Genomic DNA, 15971 nt, shown 5'->3' with positions numbered 1-15971 from the left:
GCTCCGCCGCAGTGCATCCGCTCAGGGCGACAAGCACCGCGACTCCCGCGGCGAGGATACGGGCCCTCACGCGCCCAGCTCGCGCTCAATGGCGGCGGCGAAGGCGTCCACATCGTCCTCCGTGGTGTCGAAGGAGCAGACCCAGCGCACCTCCCCGGTGGTGGGGTTCCAGTCGTAGAAACGGTAGGCCTCGCGGAGCCGGTCCGCCACGCCGGCGGGCAGGGTGGCGAAGACCGCGTTGGCCTGTGTCAGCTGCGTGAAGGCGAGCCCGCTGATCCGGCCCGCCCCGATCGACTCGTCGAGGCGCGAGCGGAGGCGTGAGGCCATCGCGTTCGCGTGGCGCGCCGAGCGCAGCCACAGCGGGTCCTCCGCGCCGCCGTCGCCGAGCAGCGCGAGCAGCTGCGCCGAGACGAAGCGCATCTTCGACGAGAGCTGCATGTTCGTCTTGCGCAGGAAGGTCAGCCCGCTGGAGGCCTCCGGGTCGAGCACCACGATCGCCTCGCCGAGCAGGATGCCGTTCTTGGTGCCGCCGAACGAGAGCACGTCGACCCCCGCGTCGGTGGTGAACGATCGCAGGGGCAGGCCGAGGGAGGCAGCGGCATTGGCGATCCGGGCGCCGTCCATGTGCAGCCGCATGCCCCGGGCGTGCGCGTGATCGGCCAACGCCCGCACCTCCTCGGGCGTGTAGACGGTTCCGAGTTCGGACGACTGAGTGATCGAGACCACCAGCGGCTGCGCGCGGTGCTCGTCGCCGAAGCCCCACGCCTCCTCGTCGACCAGGGCGGGGGTGAGTTTGCCGTCGGGCGAGGTGACGGTGAGGATCTTGATGCCGCCGACCTTCTCGGGTGCCCCGCCCTCGTCCGCGTTGATGTGCGCGGTGCCGGCAGCCACGACCGCCCCCCAGCGCGGGAGCATCGACTGCAGCCCGGTCACGTTGGCTCCCGTGCCGTTGAAGACCGGGAAAGTCTGCGCCTGCTCGCCGAACTCGCGTCGGAACGCCTGCTGCACCTGCCGGGTGTAGACGTCCTCGCCGTAGGCGGTCTGGTGCGCTCCGTTGGCTGCGGCGATCGCTGCGAGCACTTCGTCGTGCACTCCGGAGTAGTTGTCGGAGGCGAAGCCGCGGACATCAGGGTCGTGCAGAGCGCTCATCCCCCCATCTTCGCAGCCCCCCGCTTGGAGCGGTCGCTGCGGCGCCCCCGAGGCACCCGCAATGCTGTCGTCGTGTTTCGTGAAGGTGATCGGAGCGACGCCTAGGTGACTGATTGCCGTCAAGAAGTTGGTATCGGCTGTGCGGCAGGCCACTCTTGTACCTATGCGCATGGACACGACGGGAGATGTTCGCGACATGCCCGCCCCTCCAGGGGTTGACGAGATCGCGGCCCGCTTTGGCGAGCCTGTGCTCGCGTTCGCCCCGCAGCCTCGTCTCGAGGAGTTCACCGCCGCGCAGACGATGGCCCTCGGCCGCTTCGTCGAGATCTCGCTCTCCTACTCGTTCTTCAAGAACCCGCGCAATCGGGCCGATCCCGTCAACGCCGTTCCCCTGACTCCCGAACAGAAGCGCGCGATCGAGCGCGCCGAGAACGACCACCTCCCGCCGTGGATGGTGGATCAGGTGACGCGCATGCGCTACCCCGTCCTCTGGGAGGCGGTGCGCACCTCCGTGCCGATCCCCGCTGAGCGCAGCCGCCCTCTGGAGTCCCGCCTCGCCGCGCACATGGGGGATGTGCTGCGCAACACCTTCCCCGGCCGCGTGCGCACCCGCCGCGGCGGCATGCCGGTGGTCGCCGCCGCACTGCGCGATGAGGACGTGGTGCGCGGCGTGCCGGTGATCGTGGACGGCGAGGCGCTGCGCGGCTATCGCGTCGATACCGATCCCGACGTGATCGCGATCGGCGCGCGGGTCGACGGCCGCTACATGACCGTCGTGCTCGATCGCACAATCGCCCCGGAGATCCGAATGGAGTTCGTCCGTCGCTCACCGCCGCGCTCCGTTCAGGCTCTCCGGCGCTGAACCCGCCACGCCGCCAGCTTCACAGGCGCCCGGGGATCGCGATCCCGTGCTCGTAGGCGAAGACGACCGCCTGGATCCGGTCGCGGACCCCGAGCTTCATCAGGATCTTCGACACGTGGGTCTTCACGGTGGCCTCCCCCACGAACAGCTCGGCCGCGATCTCGGCGTTCGACCATCCGCGGGCCAGGAGCACGAGCACCTCGCGCTCACGATCGGTGAGGTCGCCGACGCCCGGGTGATCCGCAGGCTGTGGCCGCGCGGGGCCGGAAGCAAAGCGCTCGATCACGCGGCGGGTCACGTCCGGCGACAGCATCGCGTCGCCACGGGCGACCACCTGCACAGCATCGACGAGCTCCTCCGGCGACGCGTTCTTGAGCAGGAAGCCGCTCGCGCCGGCCGAGAGCGCGTCGAAGAGGTAGTCGTCGCGGTCGAAGGTGGTCAGGATGAGGACGCGCGAGCAGAGCCCGGCATCCGCAACGATCTCGCGGGTGGCGGCGAGGCCGTCAAGACCGGGCATCTGCACGTCCATGCAGACCACGTCCGGGCACAGTTCCGCGGCGCGCTGAATCGCCTCGAGGCCAGTCCGGGCCTCACCGACGACATCGATGCCGGGCTCCGACTCGAGGATGATGCGGAAGCCGACGCGGACGAGCTCCTGATCATCGACGAGCAGCACGCGCACATGCTCGGTCATCTGCGCCCCCAGGTCGCTCGCTCCTGACGCCCCCGCGACGCCCCCGATGACGCTACCGGCTCGGCGTTCGGCGCCCCACCACCCATGTGAACAGGGGACAGGGGCACCTGCACGTGGACGAGGTAGCCCGCACCGTGCGGACCTATCTCGATCCGGCCGCCGACGGCAGCCGCGCGCTCGCTCATGCCGGTGTGCCCAAGGCCGCAGGAGGCGGGCGCGCCCAGATGCGGACCGGTGCCGCCGTCGTCGGTGATCTCGAGCTCCACGGAGTCGGGTGCGTAGCGCAGAAGTACCTCCGCCTGCGCACCCGGTCCCGCGTGTTTGCGGACGTTCGTCAAGGACTCCTGAGCGATGCGGTACAGGCTGAGTCCCACGGTGGCGGGGATGTCACGGGGCGTGCCGAGTGCCCGGAACGTGGTGGGCAGTCCAGAGCCGTTCGAGGCGGCCACGAGCTCCTCCAGCTGTGCGGCTCCGCGCGTGGAGGCGGAGTCCGAGAGTGCGTTCGGCGCAGCGTCATCGGCTCGCAGCGCGACCAGGATCCGGTGCAGTTCCTCGATCGCGGAGCGGGCGTCGCTCTCGATCGCACTGAGCGAGGCGGCGGCTTTCTCGGGTTCGCGCGCCAGCACCCGTCTGGCGGCCCCCGCCTGCACCCCCATCACGCTGACGTGATGCGCGACCACGTCGTGCAGCTCTCGCGCGATGCGCAGCCGCTCGGACGACACCGCTCGCTTCGCGGAGCGCTCGCGCTCGTCGTAAAGTTCGGCGGTGCGCGCCTCCAGCGCCCCCAGCCGCCGCGCTGACTGCCAGGACGCCTCGCCAAAGACATACGCGCCGCCAAAGAAGAGGAGGTTGGACATCACCGCGAGCGCCGACGCGGCGATGTCGGGCGAGAGCATTCCGGAGGAGTCGTTGCGGGGTACCTCGCTGCTGACCCAGTGATCGGTGATCAAGGAGACGGTCAGCCAGCCGAGCATGCCGACGACGATGACGACCCGCGCGGCGAGCGCCACCCGCCGGTCGCGTTCCCACGCTCCGACCGTGTAGAGGGCCAGGAAGAGGCAGATCTGGCTGAACATCGTCTCCGGCACGTGAAGCACGTACCCCAGGACGTAGACGATGGAGAGGATTACGGCGACAGTCGCGGGGAAGCGGCGGCGCAGAGCGAGTGGCAGGGTCAGCGCAACGGCCCAGTGCGCGCTGAGGATCGGGTGCGGCGCGTCCGGGAACCCCGCCGACGTGTTCAGCACCACGGATGTGAAAGTCGCCACGAGGAGGACCCCAGCACTAATCGTGTCGTGCACGTAACTGGCCCGGGTCGGTGGTCTCCGCGCCCAGCCCGCATCGAACGGATCTGTGGCGTCGGAACCTTGGGACATGTAGTCCACGGTAATCGACGCCGTGGGCGCCTCCGCTCAGGAGCCCCCGGTGATGCCCCGCGTGGACGCGATGACATCGCCCATCTTCCGTCCGAGGGCTTCATAGAACATCGAGAGCGGGAACTCGTCGTCCAGCACCGCATCCGTCAGACCGCGCGGAGCGCCGAGAAGCACGTCGTCCGGCAGACCGCGGGCCCAGGCAGACGCAGGGTGGGGAGTGAGCGTCGCCGCGATCAGGGCGTGCGCGGCCAGCCAGTGCGCCGTCTTGGGCCGGTCGATCGAGCGCCAGTAGAGCTCGTCGATGGCGTCCGAGAGCGCGACCACCACGTCGGCGACCCCCTCCCACTCGAACGCCAGACGGGTATCCGTCCAGTGCAGCACCCCGTGCTGGTGCAGCCAGGCGAAGAGCAGCTGTCCGCCGAGGCCGTCGTAGTTGCGCACCCGCGACCCGGTCAGCGGGAAGCGGAAGAGCCGATCGAAGACGATCGCGTACTGGACGAAGCGGGAGCGCTCGAGAAGCGCCTCCTCGTCTGCGTCGCGCTGCTCAAGGGAGGCGAGCCTGCGCTCGATCGCTACCGCTTCCCGGAACGCAGTGAGGTCGCAGCGCAGCTCCTCCAGGGAGTAGAGGAAGAACGGCATCCGCTGCTTGATCATGAACGGGTCGAATGGCAGGTCACCGCGCATGTGGGTGCGGTCGTGGATGAGGTCCCACATCACGAAGGACTCTTCCGCGAGGTGCTGGTCGGTCAGCAGCCGCTGGGCGTCCTCGGGGAGCTCAAGCCGCGTGATCTCCGCGGCCGCGGTGACGACGCGGCGGAAGCGCGCTGCCTCCCGGTCGGCGAAGATCGCGCCCCAGGTGAAGGAGGGGATGGAGCGCATCGCGACCGTCTCGGGGAACAGCACCGCGCTGTCGGAGTCGTAGCCGGCCGTGAAGTCGATGAAGCGCACGGGGACGAAGAGCGCGTTCGAGTAGTCGCCCGCCTCTAGCTCGGCGATGAAGCGGGGCCAGACCACCTCGATCAGCACGGCCTCGACGTGCCGGTCACGGCTGCCGTTCTGCGTGTACATCGGGAACACCACGAGGTGGCGCCGGCCGTCGACGCGGTCGAGTTGCGGCTGGAACGCGCTGAGCGAGTCGAGGAAGTCCGGGACCCCGAGCCCCTCGTCGCTCCAGCGCTCCAGGTCATGCACGAGTGCGTCGAGGTAGGCGGCGTCGTAGGAGAAGGAGGGAGCGAGGGCGCGGATGCCGGCCACCAGCCGGGTGATCTCGGCACGGGCCTGCTCGAGGTGCTCCGGATCGGCGAGCGAGCCGTCCTGCTCCTGCAGCGGCTGGAGCGCCGAGGCTGCGGCCTTGATCTCGAGCCACGCCGCGGAGGCCTCCACGCGGTCCTCGACGACCTCGGGTTCTCCGACGACGGTGCTCTGCACGATGTGCGACATGGTGATCCTCCTCACGCTGATGATCCTGGGTGAAACAGGTCCGAGACGGCCCGACTCCGAGCGTATGGGCTTCGTCGCGCGCTTTTCTTGCGTTCGGACGGTCCGACACGGCGCCGACGGCTGCCGCCGCGCACGTCTTCCCCACACCGCGGGAGCGGGTGACCAGGCGCTGGGCAGAACGCTTGCTGGTTACCCCCCCCATTCGGGGCTAGTTTTAGGCTTGCCCCGCCGTCGTCCTGCAATCAGGGCCGATGATGGGGCGACAGTGCGTCCGCATCCCGAGTGCCGACACAGTGAGTGAACCGGAGCGACCAACGATGGTGCGCCGGCTTCACACGAGCCATCCCCGAGAGAGAGGATCGGAGCGCGTGACGGGACCCGAACCCGGAAGCGACCAGAGAACAGCCAGCATCGATCACGACACCGAGAACCTCCGCCTGCTCCCCTGGCCGCACGCGGATTCCTCCGTCCTCCGCGAGACGTCCACGGACGCCGACGGCGGCCTCGAGGGTGACCTCCTCGTCCGTCACAACCGCTACCTCAGCGGTTGGTCGGAGGGTGACGCGTTCTTCTACGTGATCGAGCTGAACGGTGTCTCCGTCGGCTCCATCGGCTATTGGTACGGCTGCTCGCGCGGCCTCGTCGCCTACGAAGCGACCTGGAGCATCGCTCCGCACGCGCGGGGGATCACGGCGCAGTCTGTTCGGCTGCTGCTTCAGGAGGCGGCGGCGTTCCCGGTGCCGCGCTTCCTGCACGTCTCCGTGCCCGAGGGCGACCTCGACCGCAGTGCCGTCTGCGTCGAGGTGGGCTTTGACCGCATCGATGTTGTCGAGCAGGGGGACCCACCTGGCCTGTTCGCCGACTGGGCGTTCGACCTCGCAGAACTCGGCTGAGCGCCGCCGCCACCACGCGGTGCTGCACCGTGCGGTGACTGCCTAGGGTGGAGTCGGCGACCGGCTCGGGGCGTCGAGCCGAGGAGGACGCAGTGGAGGGAGTGCTCACCGGCTTCTCGATCATCGGCGTGGTGATCGCTGTCGGCTACCTGATGGCGCGGTCGGGGATCGTGCCGCTGGAGAGTCGGCTGGTCCTCTCGCGGATCGCCTTCTTCGTCACCACTCCGGCACTGCTGTTTACCGTGCTCTCGCGGGCAGACGTCTCGGTGCTGTTCTCCTCTTTTCTACTGGTGTCTCTGCTCACCGTCGTGGTCGCCGCTGCGCTCTACGTGCTGGCCTCGCGCCTGTTCTTCCGTCGGCCGCTGCCGGAGACGGTGATCGGGGCCGCAGCGTCCTCCTACGTCAATTCCAACAACATCGGGCTGCCGGTTGCCATCTACGTCCTCGGCGATCCGCAGTGGGTGGCGCCGACTCTCCTCCTACAGCTGGTCCTGCTCGCGCCGACGATCCTCACGCTGCTCGATGTCTCGACGAGCGGGCGCGCCTCGGTCAGCGCGATCCTGACGCAGCCGCTGCGCAACCCGATGATCATCGCCTCCGCCCTCGGACTCGCGGTCGCCATCACCGGCGTGGATGTGCCCCGCCCGGTCCTCGAGCCGTTCTCGATCATCGGCAACGCCTCCGTCCCGCTGGTGCTGATGGCCTTCGGCATGTCCCTGCGCGGGCAGCGGCCACTGGAGGCGGGGCCGGCGCGGATCGAGATCATCGTCGCCTCCGTGCTCAAGTCGCTGGTGATGCCGGCGGTCGCACTGCTGTTCGGTCGGTTCGTCTTCCACCTCGACTCCGAGCACCTCTTCGTCGTGACCGTGACCGCCGCTCTCCCCACCGCGCAGAACATCTTCACGTTCGCGTCCCGCTACGACCGAGGCACCGCGGTGGCCAGGGATACCGCTCTGATCACGACGGTCGCGGCGGTGCCCGTCCTCATCACCGTCTCGCTGCTCCTGGGCTGAGCGGAGGGTGCATGACTGCCGGCTCTCGTTGGCGCGGGTGGCGCGCGCGCCGTCGCGCGCTGGCAGCCGTCGCTTAGGCTCTGTCCAATGAGCACCACGACGTCCGCCTCCCGCCGCGCCTCGGGAAGACCGCGCCGCCGACGCGGCCTGTGGATCACTCTGATCGTCCTCCTGATCCTGGTGATCCTGGCCGTGGTGGCCGTGCTGCTCGGCGTGCGCACCTACGAGAAGGCGATGTCTGTCCGCGACAAGCTCACCGAGGCGATCCCGCTGGTGTCGCAGGTATCGGGCAAGTTGACCTCGTTCGACACCGACGGAGCGGAGCAGACAGCCGCCCAGATCGCGACCCTCACCGGCGAGGCCCGCGACGAGACGGACGACCCGGTGTGGCGCGTGATGGAGATCGTGCCGACGCTGGGCCCGAACCTCTCAGCCGTCCGCGCCGCGACCGAGATCGCCGATGACATCTCCGGCAAGATCGTCACTCCGCTCTCGACGACATCGCTCGACATCCTCAAGCCGGTTGCCGGTCGCGTCGACCTCGCCGCCATCACCGAGCTCTCGCACAAGATCACGGTCGCCAAGGGCGTCGTCGATGAGGCGCAGACCCGCGTCGCCGGGATCGACCGCGAGGCTCTCGTGCCGCAGGTCTCCTCGGCGCTCGACTCCTTCAGCCCGCAGCTCGTCACCGCCACCACCGCAATGGATCAGGTTGAACCGCTCACGAGGATCCTCCCCGACTCGCTCGGCGCGAGTGGCCCGCGCCACTACCTCGTGCTATTCCAGAACCTGGCCGAGGCGCAGGCCCTCGGCGGCGGTGCCTCCTCGGTGATGCAGCTCGACGTCGACGGCGGCGCGATCTCAATCGGCAAGCAGCAGGCGAGCAGCGACTTCAGCGGGCTCGATCCGGTCACCGTCGATAAGAGCGCGTTGAAAGCGATCGGCCCCAACCTCGCGACCACGTTCAACGTCTCGACCAGCCGCCCCGACTTCCCCACCGCTGCGTCGATCACGTCGCAGTTCTGGGCGCAAAAGTTCCCCGAGCAGAAGATCGACGGGGTCCTGGCTATCGATCCAGTGGCGCTGTCCTACCTGCTCGGCTCGACCGGCCCGGTGAGCCTGACCGATGGCACCGTGCTCACGAGCGACAACGCGGTGTCGACGCTGCTCAACCAGGTTTACTTCCGCTACACCGACTCCACCGTCGGCGCGGCGACCGACGAGTTTTTCTCCGAGGCGAGCGCCACCATCCTCGGGAAGATCCTCGGCGGCGAGATGGAGCCGACCAAAATGCTCCCCGCCGTCGTGAAGGCGGTCAACGAGAGCCGGATCCTGGCGTACAGCTCCGACTCCGACGAGCAGGGGCTTCTCTCACCGACCCCTATCGCGGGGGTCCTGCCGGCCACCACCACGGACCACACGACGACGGGCGTGTTCTTCCAGGACGCGTCGAGAGGCTCGAAGATGGACTACTACCTCGACTCCGCCGTGAAGCAGTCGAGTACCGGTCGGTGCGCCGCGTCCGGAGCCGTCTTCACCACTTCGGTGACGGTTACCAACAAGATCAGCAGGGCCGTTGCGCAGACCCTGCCGTCGTATGTCGCAGCGAATGGTGGGAGCGGCCTGTATCCACGGGGTGACTTCGTCACTAACATCTACGTCTACGGCCCTCCTGGAACGACCGTGGCGGGATCCTCCTGGGCGGACGGCACAGGCTACGACTCGCAGACTCTCGACGACCTCGGGCGCCCCGTCTCGAAGGTTGCGGTGCAGCTCTCGCCTGGGCAGTCCGAGACGTTCGACGTGCAGTTCACCGCCGAGGGCTCGGGCTTCGGCGACCAGGCTGTGCGCGTCACTCCGATGATCAACCCGACGACGGTGACTCTGAGCGATGAGCCCAGCTGCGGCTGACGCCGCGTGCCCGGCTCGGCGCACGGCTGCTAAGCCACTGCCGAGCCGGGGATCGAACTCGTGACGAGCCAGGAGGCGAGGAACGCCGCGCCGGTGCACATCGCGGCGCCGACGATCGGGATCCAGAACGCGCGACGGCCGACGAGGTAGCGCACGATCGTCACGCCCACGGCGATCAACGCCAGGATCGGTGGCCCGAGAAGCGCGATCGACACCCCCCAGTCGATCCGGTCGAAATCGCAGGCGAAGTTCTGGCCCTCGCACTGCGCCGGGAAGACGGCCAGGACCGCGGCGAGGTAGCCGAACGCGATCGAGAGCAGGCCGAGGGCCAGGCAGCCGAGGATCGAGAGGACGAGGTCCCACCGCCGGCGGAGGGACCTGCCGGCCGCGATGGTCTCGTGGACCGAGCGGTAGGCCTGCGTCCGCAACTCGTCGTGGGCAGAGGTGGAGCGCATGGCGGCGGGACGGGCGGGCGTCGTGAGCCGGGCAGGGGCGGCCGGTGTCCGCGCGCGCTTCTTCTTCGAGGTCACCATCGTCAGAAGATCATCGGGCGGTCGTCGTCGAGCGTCGTCTCGAGGTCGAGATCGACCAGCACCGGGACGTGGTCGCTCGGGGCGTCGCCCTTGCGTTCATTCCGGTGGATGGCAGCGCCCGTGACCAGCTCGCCGAATGCGCGGGAGCCGAGGATGAAGTCGATCCGGAGTCCCTCATTGCGCGGGAACCGCAGTTGCTTGTAGTCCCAGTAGGTGTAGCCCTCCGGCACCAGTGGCCGAACGACGTCCTTAAGGCCCGCCGCCTCGAACGCTGAGAAGGCAGCGCGCTCCGGGAGAGAGACGTGCGTGGATCCGGGGCCCAGGCTCGGGTCGCCCACGTCACTATCCAGCGGCGCGACGTTCCAGTCGCCCACCAGCGCGAGCGGCAGGTTGGGCTCGGCGGCCAGCCACGTCCGCGTGCTCGCCTCGAGGGCAGCGAGCCACTCGAGCTTGTAGTCGTAGTGCGGATCGCCGATGGCGCGGCCGTTCGGCACGTACAGGCTCCAGACGCGGACGCCGTCGACCGTGGCGCCGATCGCGCGCGCCTCGAGCGGGAACGTGCCGTCGACCGACGCCTCCTTCGCGAAACCGGGCATGCCGGGGAAGCCGACCTCGACGTCCTCCAGCGGCAAGCGGGAGGCGATGCCCACGCCGTTCCACTGGCTCAGGCCAACCATCTCGACGTGATAGCCGGCGGCGGCGAAAGCCTCGTGCGGGAACTGCTCGGGCTTGCATTTCAGCTCCTGCATGGCCAACACGTCGACGTCCTCGCGCACAAGCCAGTCGACAACGCGGCCGGTGCGGGCCCGGATGGAGTTCACGTTCCAGGTGGCAATACGCATCCTGAAAGTGTAGGAGTCGCGCCTGCGCCGGGCGTGGCGCGCTGTTGGCGCGCCTCGAGACGTCCCTTCCGCATCGAGACGCCGCGTGCGCCACAGTGGCTCGGCGTGGGACGTGGTGGGTCGGCAGACAACCCCTCCTGCGTGCTGCGCCTCTGCCCGCGATTGCGGATCCGCTGTCGGTGGTCGATGGTTGTCTTGCCTCGTCCCCAAGCGGTGGTTCACCGCACGGCCGCCGCCGACCGAGCCCTTCGTCTCCTTCCTTGCTCCTGCTCCGCTTTCCTCCCGGAGGACCCATGATCCTGATGCGTCTCGCGTCGACCTATGCGAAGCCCTACCTGCGCTGGGTGAGCGCCGTCGTCGTGCTACAGCTCGTCGCGACGCTCGCTGCCCTCTACCTGCCGAGCCTGAACGCCGAGATCATCGACCAGGGGATCGGCCGGGGCGACACCGATTTCATCTGGGGCACCGGCATGACGATGCTCGGCGTCTGTCTCGTGCAGGTCGCCGCCGCAATCGGCGGCGTCTACTTCGGTGCTCGCACCGCGATGTCGGTCGGCCGCGACCTGCGCCGCGACGTCTACCGCCGGGTCGACTCGCTGAGCGGGCTCGAGGTCGGCGGCTTCGGCACGGCCACCCTGATTACCCGAGGCACCAATGACGTGCAGCAGGTGCAAATGCTCGTGCTGATGACCCTCAACTTCATGGTGTCCGCGCCGATCATGTGCGTCGGCGGCATCGTCTTCGCCCTGCGAGAAGACGCGGGCCTGTCGTGGCTCGTGTGGGTGTCGGTGCCGCTGCTGTTCCTCGTGGTCGGCTTCCTCGTCTTCCTGCTACTGCCGCTGTTTCGCCTGATGCAGGACCGGATCGACGGGATCAACAGTGTGCTCCGCGAGCAGATCACGGGCATCCGCGTGGTGCGCGCCTTCGTGCGCGAGCCGTTCGAGTCCGAGCGGTATCGCCAGGCCAACGCCGCGATCACCGAGGTCTCGATCAAGGTCGGCAACATCTTCGTGCTGATGTTCCCGGCGATCATGATGATCCTGCACCTCGCCACGGCCGCCGTCCTCTGGTTTGGCGGGCAGCGGGTCGAGGCGGCTCAGATGCAGGTCGGCTCGCTCACCGCGTTCCTGCAGTACCTTCTGCAGATCCTCACCGCCGTCATGATGGGCGTGTTCATGGTGATGATGATCCCGCGCGCGGTTGTCTGCGCCGAGCGGATCCAGCAGGTACTCGACGCGCGGACCAGTCTCACCACTCCGCCGGGAGGAGTTGCCGCACCGACCCGCGGCCGGGTCGAGTTCACCGGTGTCGTCTTTGGCTACCCGGGTGCCGAGCGTCCCGTGCTCTCGGGCATCGATCTCGTCGCCGAGCCCGGACGCACGACCGCCGTCGTTGGCTCGACCGGAGCCGGCAAGACCACCCTGCTCGGCCTCGTGCCTCGCCTGTTCGACCCGCAGGAGGGGTCGGTGGCCATCGACGGCGTCCCCGTCTCCTCTCTCGACCGGGCGCAGCTCGCGCAGATCATCGGGTTCGTGCCGCAGCGGCCGTACCTGTTCTCGGGCACGATCGCCTCCAACCTCCGCTTCGGGCGTCCCGATGCGACCGACGCCGAGCTGTGGGAGGCGCTGCGGATTGCTCAGGGCGAAGACTTCGTACGCGGTAAGGAGCGCGGCCTCGACGAGCCCGTCTCGCAGGGTGGCACCAACGTCTCGGGCGGCCAGCGCCAGCGGCTCTGCATTGCCCGTGCCCTCGTCGCCCGGCCGCGGGTCTACCTCTTCGACGACTCGTTCTCGGCTCTTGACGTCGCGACGGATGCTCGGCTGAGGGAGTCGCTCGCCGACGCCACGACCGATGCGACGGTGATCATCGTCGCCCAGCGCGTGTCGACCATCCGGCACGCTGATCAGATCATCGTCCTCGATGCGGGCCAGGTCGTCGGGCGCGGCACGCACGACGAACTCCTCGAGTCGAACGCGACCTACCGCGAGATCGTCGAATCCCAACTCAGCGTCGAAGGAGTGTCCTGAGATGGCGCGCACGCGCGATACCGCCGGCACCGGCACAGCCACGCCTGCGGCCACGGAGCCTGAATCCGTCGAGCCCGAGTTCGAGCCCGGAGAGGCCGACGGCGGAATGTTCGGCGACGGACCACCCGCTCGCAAGGCGCAGAACTTCTGGCCCTCGGCCAAGCGCCTCTTCGCGCTGCTAGGTCCCGAGCGCGCACGGATGATCCTCGTGGTCGTCCTGGTCTCGCTCTCGGTCGTCCTCACCGTCATCGCTCCCAAGATTCTCGGGCAGGCGATGGACACGATCTTCAACGGAGTGATCGGCTCGCAGCTGACCCCGGGGGTCCCGCTCGAGCAGATCATCGAGCAGGAGCGAGCCTCCGGCAACGGCACCTTCGCAGACATGCTCTCGAAGACGACCATCGTGCCCGGCGCCGGCATCGATTTCATGGTGCTCGGCCGTCTCATCATTGTCGTGCTGCTGATGTACGTGGTTGCATCGGTGCTGATGTGGGCCCAGGGCTACATCCTCAACGGGCTGGTGATGCGCGTGGTCTTCGGCCTCCGCCAGGACATCGAGACCAAGCTCAACCGTCTCCCGCTGCGCTTCTTCGACACCCGCCAGCGCGGAGACGTGATGTCGCGAGTCACGAACGATGTCGACAACATCCAGACGGCGCTTCAGCAGGCGTTCTCGCAGCTCGTGCAGTCGGTCCTCACGATCATTGGCATCGCGGCGATGATGTTCATCGTCTCGTGGCAACTCGCGCTGATCGCGCTGATCTCGATCCCGCTCTCGGGTGTGATCGCCGGAGTCATCGGTGCCCGCTCGCAGAAGCTCTTCGCCGCTCAGTGGAAAAACACGGGAGCGCTGAACGGCCACATCGAAGAGACCTTCTCTGGACTCGAGATCGTGCGCGCGTTCGGCCGCGACCGCGAGATGCTCGAGGAGTTCGACCGCCGCAACGACAGCCTCTACTCCGCCTCGTTCGGCGCGCAGTTCGTGTCGGGCATGATCATGCCGGCAATGACCTTCGTGTCCTACCTCTCCTACGTGCTGATCGCGGTGGTCGGCGGCCTCCGGGTCGCCTCCGGCCAGCTGACCCTGGGTGACGCGACGGCGTTCATCCAGTACTCGCGCGAGTTCACTCAGCCCGTGACGCAACTGGCCAGCATGGCTAACATGCTGCAGTCGGGGGTAGCCTCGGCCGAGCGCACGTTCGAGCTGCTCGATGCCGATGAGCAGGAGCCGGAGACCGCGAGCGAATCCCTCCCTGACCGCACCGACGGCCGCGTCGAGTTCGACAACGTCTCGTTCTCGTACGACCCGGAGCAGCCACTGATCGACGGCCTCACCTTCTCGGCCCAGCCGGGGCAGACGGTCGCCATCGTCGGGCCCACAGGAGCCGGCAAGACCACGCTCGTGAACCTCGTGATGCGCTTCTACGAGCTGACCGGCGGGCGCATCCTCCTCGACGGCGTCGACATCACGAGCCTCGCCCGCGGCGACCTGCGCTCTCGAGTCGGAATGGTCCTGCAAGACGCCTGGCTCTTCCAGGGCACCATCCGCGAGAACATCCGCTACGGCCGACTCGACGCCTCCGACGACGACATCATCGCGGCGGCGAGGGCCACGATGGTCGACCGATTCGTGCACCAGTTGCCCGACGGTTACGACACGGTGCTCGACGCCGACGGCGGGAGCGTGTCGGCCGGCGAGCGTCAGCTCATCACGATCGCTCGGGCGTTCCTCGCCAACCCGTCGCTGCTTATCCTCGACGAGGCCACCTCCTCGGTCGACACCCGCACCGAGCTGCTGGTCCAGCACGCGATGAACGCTTTGCGGACCGATCGCACGTCGTTCGTCATTGCTCACCGCCTTTCGACCATCCGCGACGCCGACACCATCCTGGTGATGGAATCAGGTCGGATCGTCGAGCAGGGCGCGCACGACGCGCTGCTGACTCGGCGCGGTGCCTACTACGACCTCTACATGACCCAGTTCCGCGGAGGCGGCGAGGACGCGGGCGAGCGCGTCGCGGCGGCCTCGCTACCCGGCGGGGGAGAGACCGCCCCGTAGAGTAGGCGCGTGACCGACGCACGCCAGCAGCTCATCGAGTACATCGGCTCCGACGCCGTCTTCCACGGAGACTTCACCCTCACGAGCGGCAAGAAGGCCTCCTACTACGTCGACCTGCGCCGACTGAGCCTCGACCATCGCGTCGCTCCGCTGATTGGAGAGGTCATGCTCGATCTCATCGCGCCGATCGAGGGGGTCTCCGCCGTCGGCGGGCTGACGATGGGCGCCGACCCGATCGCCGCGGCAATCCTGCACCGAGGAGCCGTGCGCGGGGTCGCCTACGACGCTTTCGTCGTTCGCAAGGAGCCGAAAGACCACGGTCGCGGCCGACAGGTCGAAGGCCCGGACCTCGGGGGCAAGCGCGTGGTCGTCGTCGAGGACACCTCCACCACCGGAGGCTCCCCGCTGAAAGCCATTGAGGCGCTGCGGAAGGTGGGCGCCGAGATCGCCGGAGTCGCGGTCGTGGTCGACCGGGCGACGGGCGCGCGGGAAATCATCGAGGACGCCGGATACCCCTACTACTCCGCGATCGGTCTGGCCGATCTCGGCCTCAGCTGATGGATGACGAGCGCGACCGCTCCCACGATGGGGAGCGTCCGGAGCCGGAGCGTCCAGTCGGAGGCAGCGAGTGGCTGCTGCAACAGCTCAGCGGCGGACGACTCAAGAGCATCTTCGACGCACCTCGTTCGACCACTCCGGCCGGGCAACCGAACGCTGGCGAAGCGTCGGAGGGCGAGAGTTCCGAGGCTGATGAGTCGGAGCCGGGTCAGCCGGACACCGATCGACTCGAGGCTCCGCCGTCTGATGCGCCCTCTCCCGAAGCGCCCCGGCCCGAGGATTCTCAGGAACGCGACCAGGACACCGAGGACGCGGAGAGCACCGGCGCAGAGTCCGTCGACGGAACATCGGCTCGCGAGAACCGCGACGACTCGTCCTCAGAAATGTCTCGTGGCCGCAATCGTGCGGCTCCCGTCGGCCTCTGGCCGGGGGAGCCGGTTCTGAGCGTGACACCGCAGCCTGAAATGCTCGAACAGCCTGAAACGCTCGACCAGCTGAGAATCGTGGACCCGCGCGAGCCTTCGAGCGACGACACAGCGAGCGACGACACAGCGAGCGACGACACAGCGAGCGACGACACAGCGAGCGACGACACAGCGAGCGACGACACAGCG

General features: G+C 68.4%; 13 protein-coding genes and 1 pseudogene. 8 read left to right on the top strand and 6 right to left on the bottom strand.

Going from position 1 to position 15971, the window contains the following annotated elements; translation table 11 throughout:
- Positions 1-66: 66 nt before the first annotated feature.
- Positions 67-1149 carry a threonine aldolase family protein gene (locus tag HRF29_RS09060; protein WP_173248014.1) on the bottom strand — a complete coding sequence of 361 codons (1083 nt, stop codon included), beginning with the start codon at positions 1147-1149 and terminating at the stop codon, positions 67-69.
- Positions 1150-1345: 196 nt separating this feature from the next.
- On the opposite strand from HRF29_RS09060, the gene HRF29_RS09055 reads away from it, so the two are divergent.
- Positions 1346-2011, top strand: coding sequence for a hypothetical protein (locus HRF29_RS09055; RefSeq protein WP_173248012.1), 666 nt, complete (start codon positions 1346-1348; stop codon positions 2009-2011).
- 19 nt (positions 2012-2030) lie between these two features.
- Here HRF29_RS09055 and HRF29_RS09050 read toward each other — a convergent pair whose 3' ends face one another.
- Genes HRF29_RS09050 through HRF29_RS09040 form a run of 3 tightly spaced genes read right to left on the bottom strand, consistent with a single transcriptional unit; the run spans position 2031 to position 5521 of the window.
- A complete protein-coding gene (locus tag HRF29_RS09050; RefSeq protein ID WP_173248010.1) occupies positions 2031-2705 on the bottom strand; it encodes a response regulator in 675 nt (224 codons plus the stop codon).
- Positions 2702-4081, bottom strand: a complete 1380-nt coding sequence (locus HRF29_RS09045; RefSeq protein WP_173248008.1) for a sensor histidine kinase — start codon at positions 4079-4081, stop codon at positions 2702-2704. Before HRF29_RS09045 ends, HRF29_RS09050 begins: the two co-directional genes overlap by 4 nt.
- Positions 4082-4117: 36 nt before the next feature.
- On the bottom strand, positions 4118-5521 hold the full coding sequence (locus HRF29_RS09040; RefSeq protein ID WP_173248006.1) for a DUF6421 family protein: 1404 nt from the start codon (positions 5519-5521) through the stop codon (positions 4118-4120).
- 368 nt (positions 5522-5889) lie between these two features.
- Here HRF29_RS09040 and HRF29_RS09035 point away from each other — a divergent pair, with 368 nt between their 5' ends.
- The 3 genes from HRF29_RS09035 to HRF29_RS09025 all read left to right on the top strand — a co-directional run bounded on the left by HRF29_RS09035 (position 5890) and on the right by HRF29_RS09025 (position 9338).
- A complete protein-coding gene (locus HRF29_RS09035; RefSeq protein WP_173248003.1) occupies positions 5890-6414 on the top strand; it encodes a hypothetical protein in 525 nt (174 codons plus the stop codon).
- A gap of 92 nt (positions 6415-6506) precedes the next feature.
- Positions 6507-7427, top strand: coding sequence for an AEC family transporter (locus HRF29_RS09030; RefSeq protein WP_173248001.1), 921 nt, complete (start codon positions 6507-6509; stop codon positions 7425-7427).
- 87 nt (positions 7428-7514) lie between these two features.
- Positions 7515-9338: a DUF4012 domain-containing protein gene (locus HRF29_RS09025; RefSeq protein ID WP_173247999.1), complete on the top strand. Its 1824-nt coding sequence runs from the start codon at positions 7515-7517 to the stop codon at positions 9336-9338.
- A 29-nt stretch (positions 9339-9367) separates the two neighbouring features.
- On the opposite strand, the gene HRF29_RS09020 is transcribed toward HRF29_RS09025, so the two are convergent.
- Positions 9368-9871 (bottom strand): hypothetical protein, encoded by a 504-nt coding sequence (locus tag HRF29_RS09020; RefSeq protein ID WP_173247997.1) that lies wholly within the window; start codon positions 9869-9871, stop codon positions 9368-9370.
- A gap of 2 nt (positions 9872-9873) precedes the next feature.
- Positions 9874-10713: an exodeoxyribonuclease III gene (locus HRF29_RS09015; protein ID WP_173247995.1), complete on the bottom strand. Its 840-nt coding sequence runs from the start codon at positions 10711-10713 to the stop codon at positions 9874-9876.
- 293 nt (positions 10714-11006) lie between these two features.
- Between HRF29_RS09015 and HRF29_RS09010 the strand changes: the two genes are divergently transcribed.
- The 4 genes and pseudogenes from HRF29_RS09010 to HRF29_RS14675 form a co-directional block, all read left to right on the top strand.
- Complete coding sequence (locus tag HRF29_RS09010; RefSeq protein WP_173247994.1) at positions 11007-12740, top strand: ABC transporter ATP-binding protein; 1734 nt, start codon at positions 11007-11009, stop codon at positions 12738-12740.
- A 1-nt stretch (position 12741) separates the two neighbouring features.
- On the top strand, positions 12742-14799 hold the full coding sequence (locus tag HRF29_RS09005; protein ID WP_173247992.1) for an ABC transporter ATP-binding protein: 2058 nt from the start codon (positions 12742-12744) through the stop codon (positions 14797-14799).
- Positions 14800-14808: 9 nt separating this feature from the next.
- Entirely contained in the window at positions 14809-15357 is a 549-nt protein-coding gene (gene pyrE, locus HRF29_RS09000; protein WP_173247991.1) for an orotate phosphoribosyltransferase, read from the top strand.
- Positions 15357-15971 (top strand): annotated as a pseudogene (locus HRF29_RS14675) (hypothetical protein); the annotation flags it as partial. The gene pyrE and the pseudogene HRF29_RS14675, both read left to right, overlap by 1 nt.

The organism is Rathayibacter agropyri, assembly GCF_013249015.1.
Taxonomy (GTDB): domain Bacteria; phylum Actinomycetota; class Actinomycetes; order Actinomycetales; family Microbacteriaceae; genus Rathayibacter; species Rathayibacter agropyri.
This window is presented reverse-complemented; position numbering and strand designations above follow the sequence as displayed.

Bases quoted from the DNA above. Each gene is read 5' to 3' on its own strand.
- HRF29_RS09010 (WP_173247994.1), top strand. From the start codon at position 11,007: ATGATCCTGATGCGTCTCGCGTCGACCTATGCGAAGCCCTACCTGCGC.
- HRF29_RS09020 (WP_173247997.1), bottom strand. From the start codon at position 9,871: ATGGTGACCTCGAAGAAGAAGCGCGCGCGGACACCGGCCGCCCCTGCC.
- HRF29_RS09050 (WP_173248010.1), bottom strand. From the start codon at position 2,705: ATGACCGAGCATGTGCGCGTGCTGCTCGTCGATGATCAGGAGCTCGTC.
- HRF29_RS09015 (WP_173247995.1), bottom strand. From the start codon at position 10,713: ATGCGTATTGCCACCTGGAACGTGAACTCCATCCGGGCCCGCACCGGC.
- HRF29_RS09055 (WP_173248012.1), top strand. From the start codon at position 1,346: ATGCCCGCCCCTCCAGGGGTTGACGAGATCGCGGCCCGCTTTGGCGAG.
- HRF29_RS09025 (WP_173247999.1), top strand. From the start codon at position 7,515: ATGAGCACCACGACGTCCGCCTCCCGCCGCGCCTCGGGAAGACCGCGC.
- HRF29_RS09005 (WP_173247992.1), top strand. From the start codon at position 12,742: ATGGCGCGCACGCGCGATACCGCCGGCACCGGCACAGCCACGCCTGCG.
- HRF29_RS09060 (WP_173248014.1), bottom strand. From the start codon at position 1,149: ATGAGCGCTCTGCACGACCCTGATGTCCGCGGCTTCGCCTCCGACAAC.
- HRF29_RS09045 (WP_173248008.1), bottom strand. From the start codon at position 4,081: ATGTCCCAAGGTTCCGACGCCACAGATCCGTTCGATGCGGGCTGGGCG.
- HRF29_RS09040 (WP_173248006.1), bottom strand. From the start codon at position 5,521: ATGTCGCACATCGTGCAGAGCACCGTCGTCGGAGAACCCGAGGTCGTC.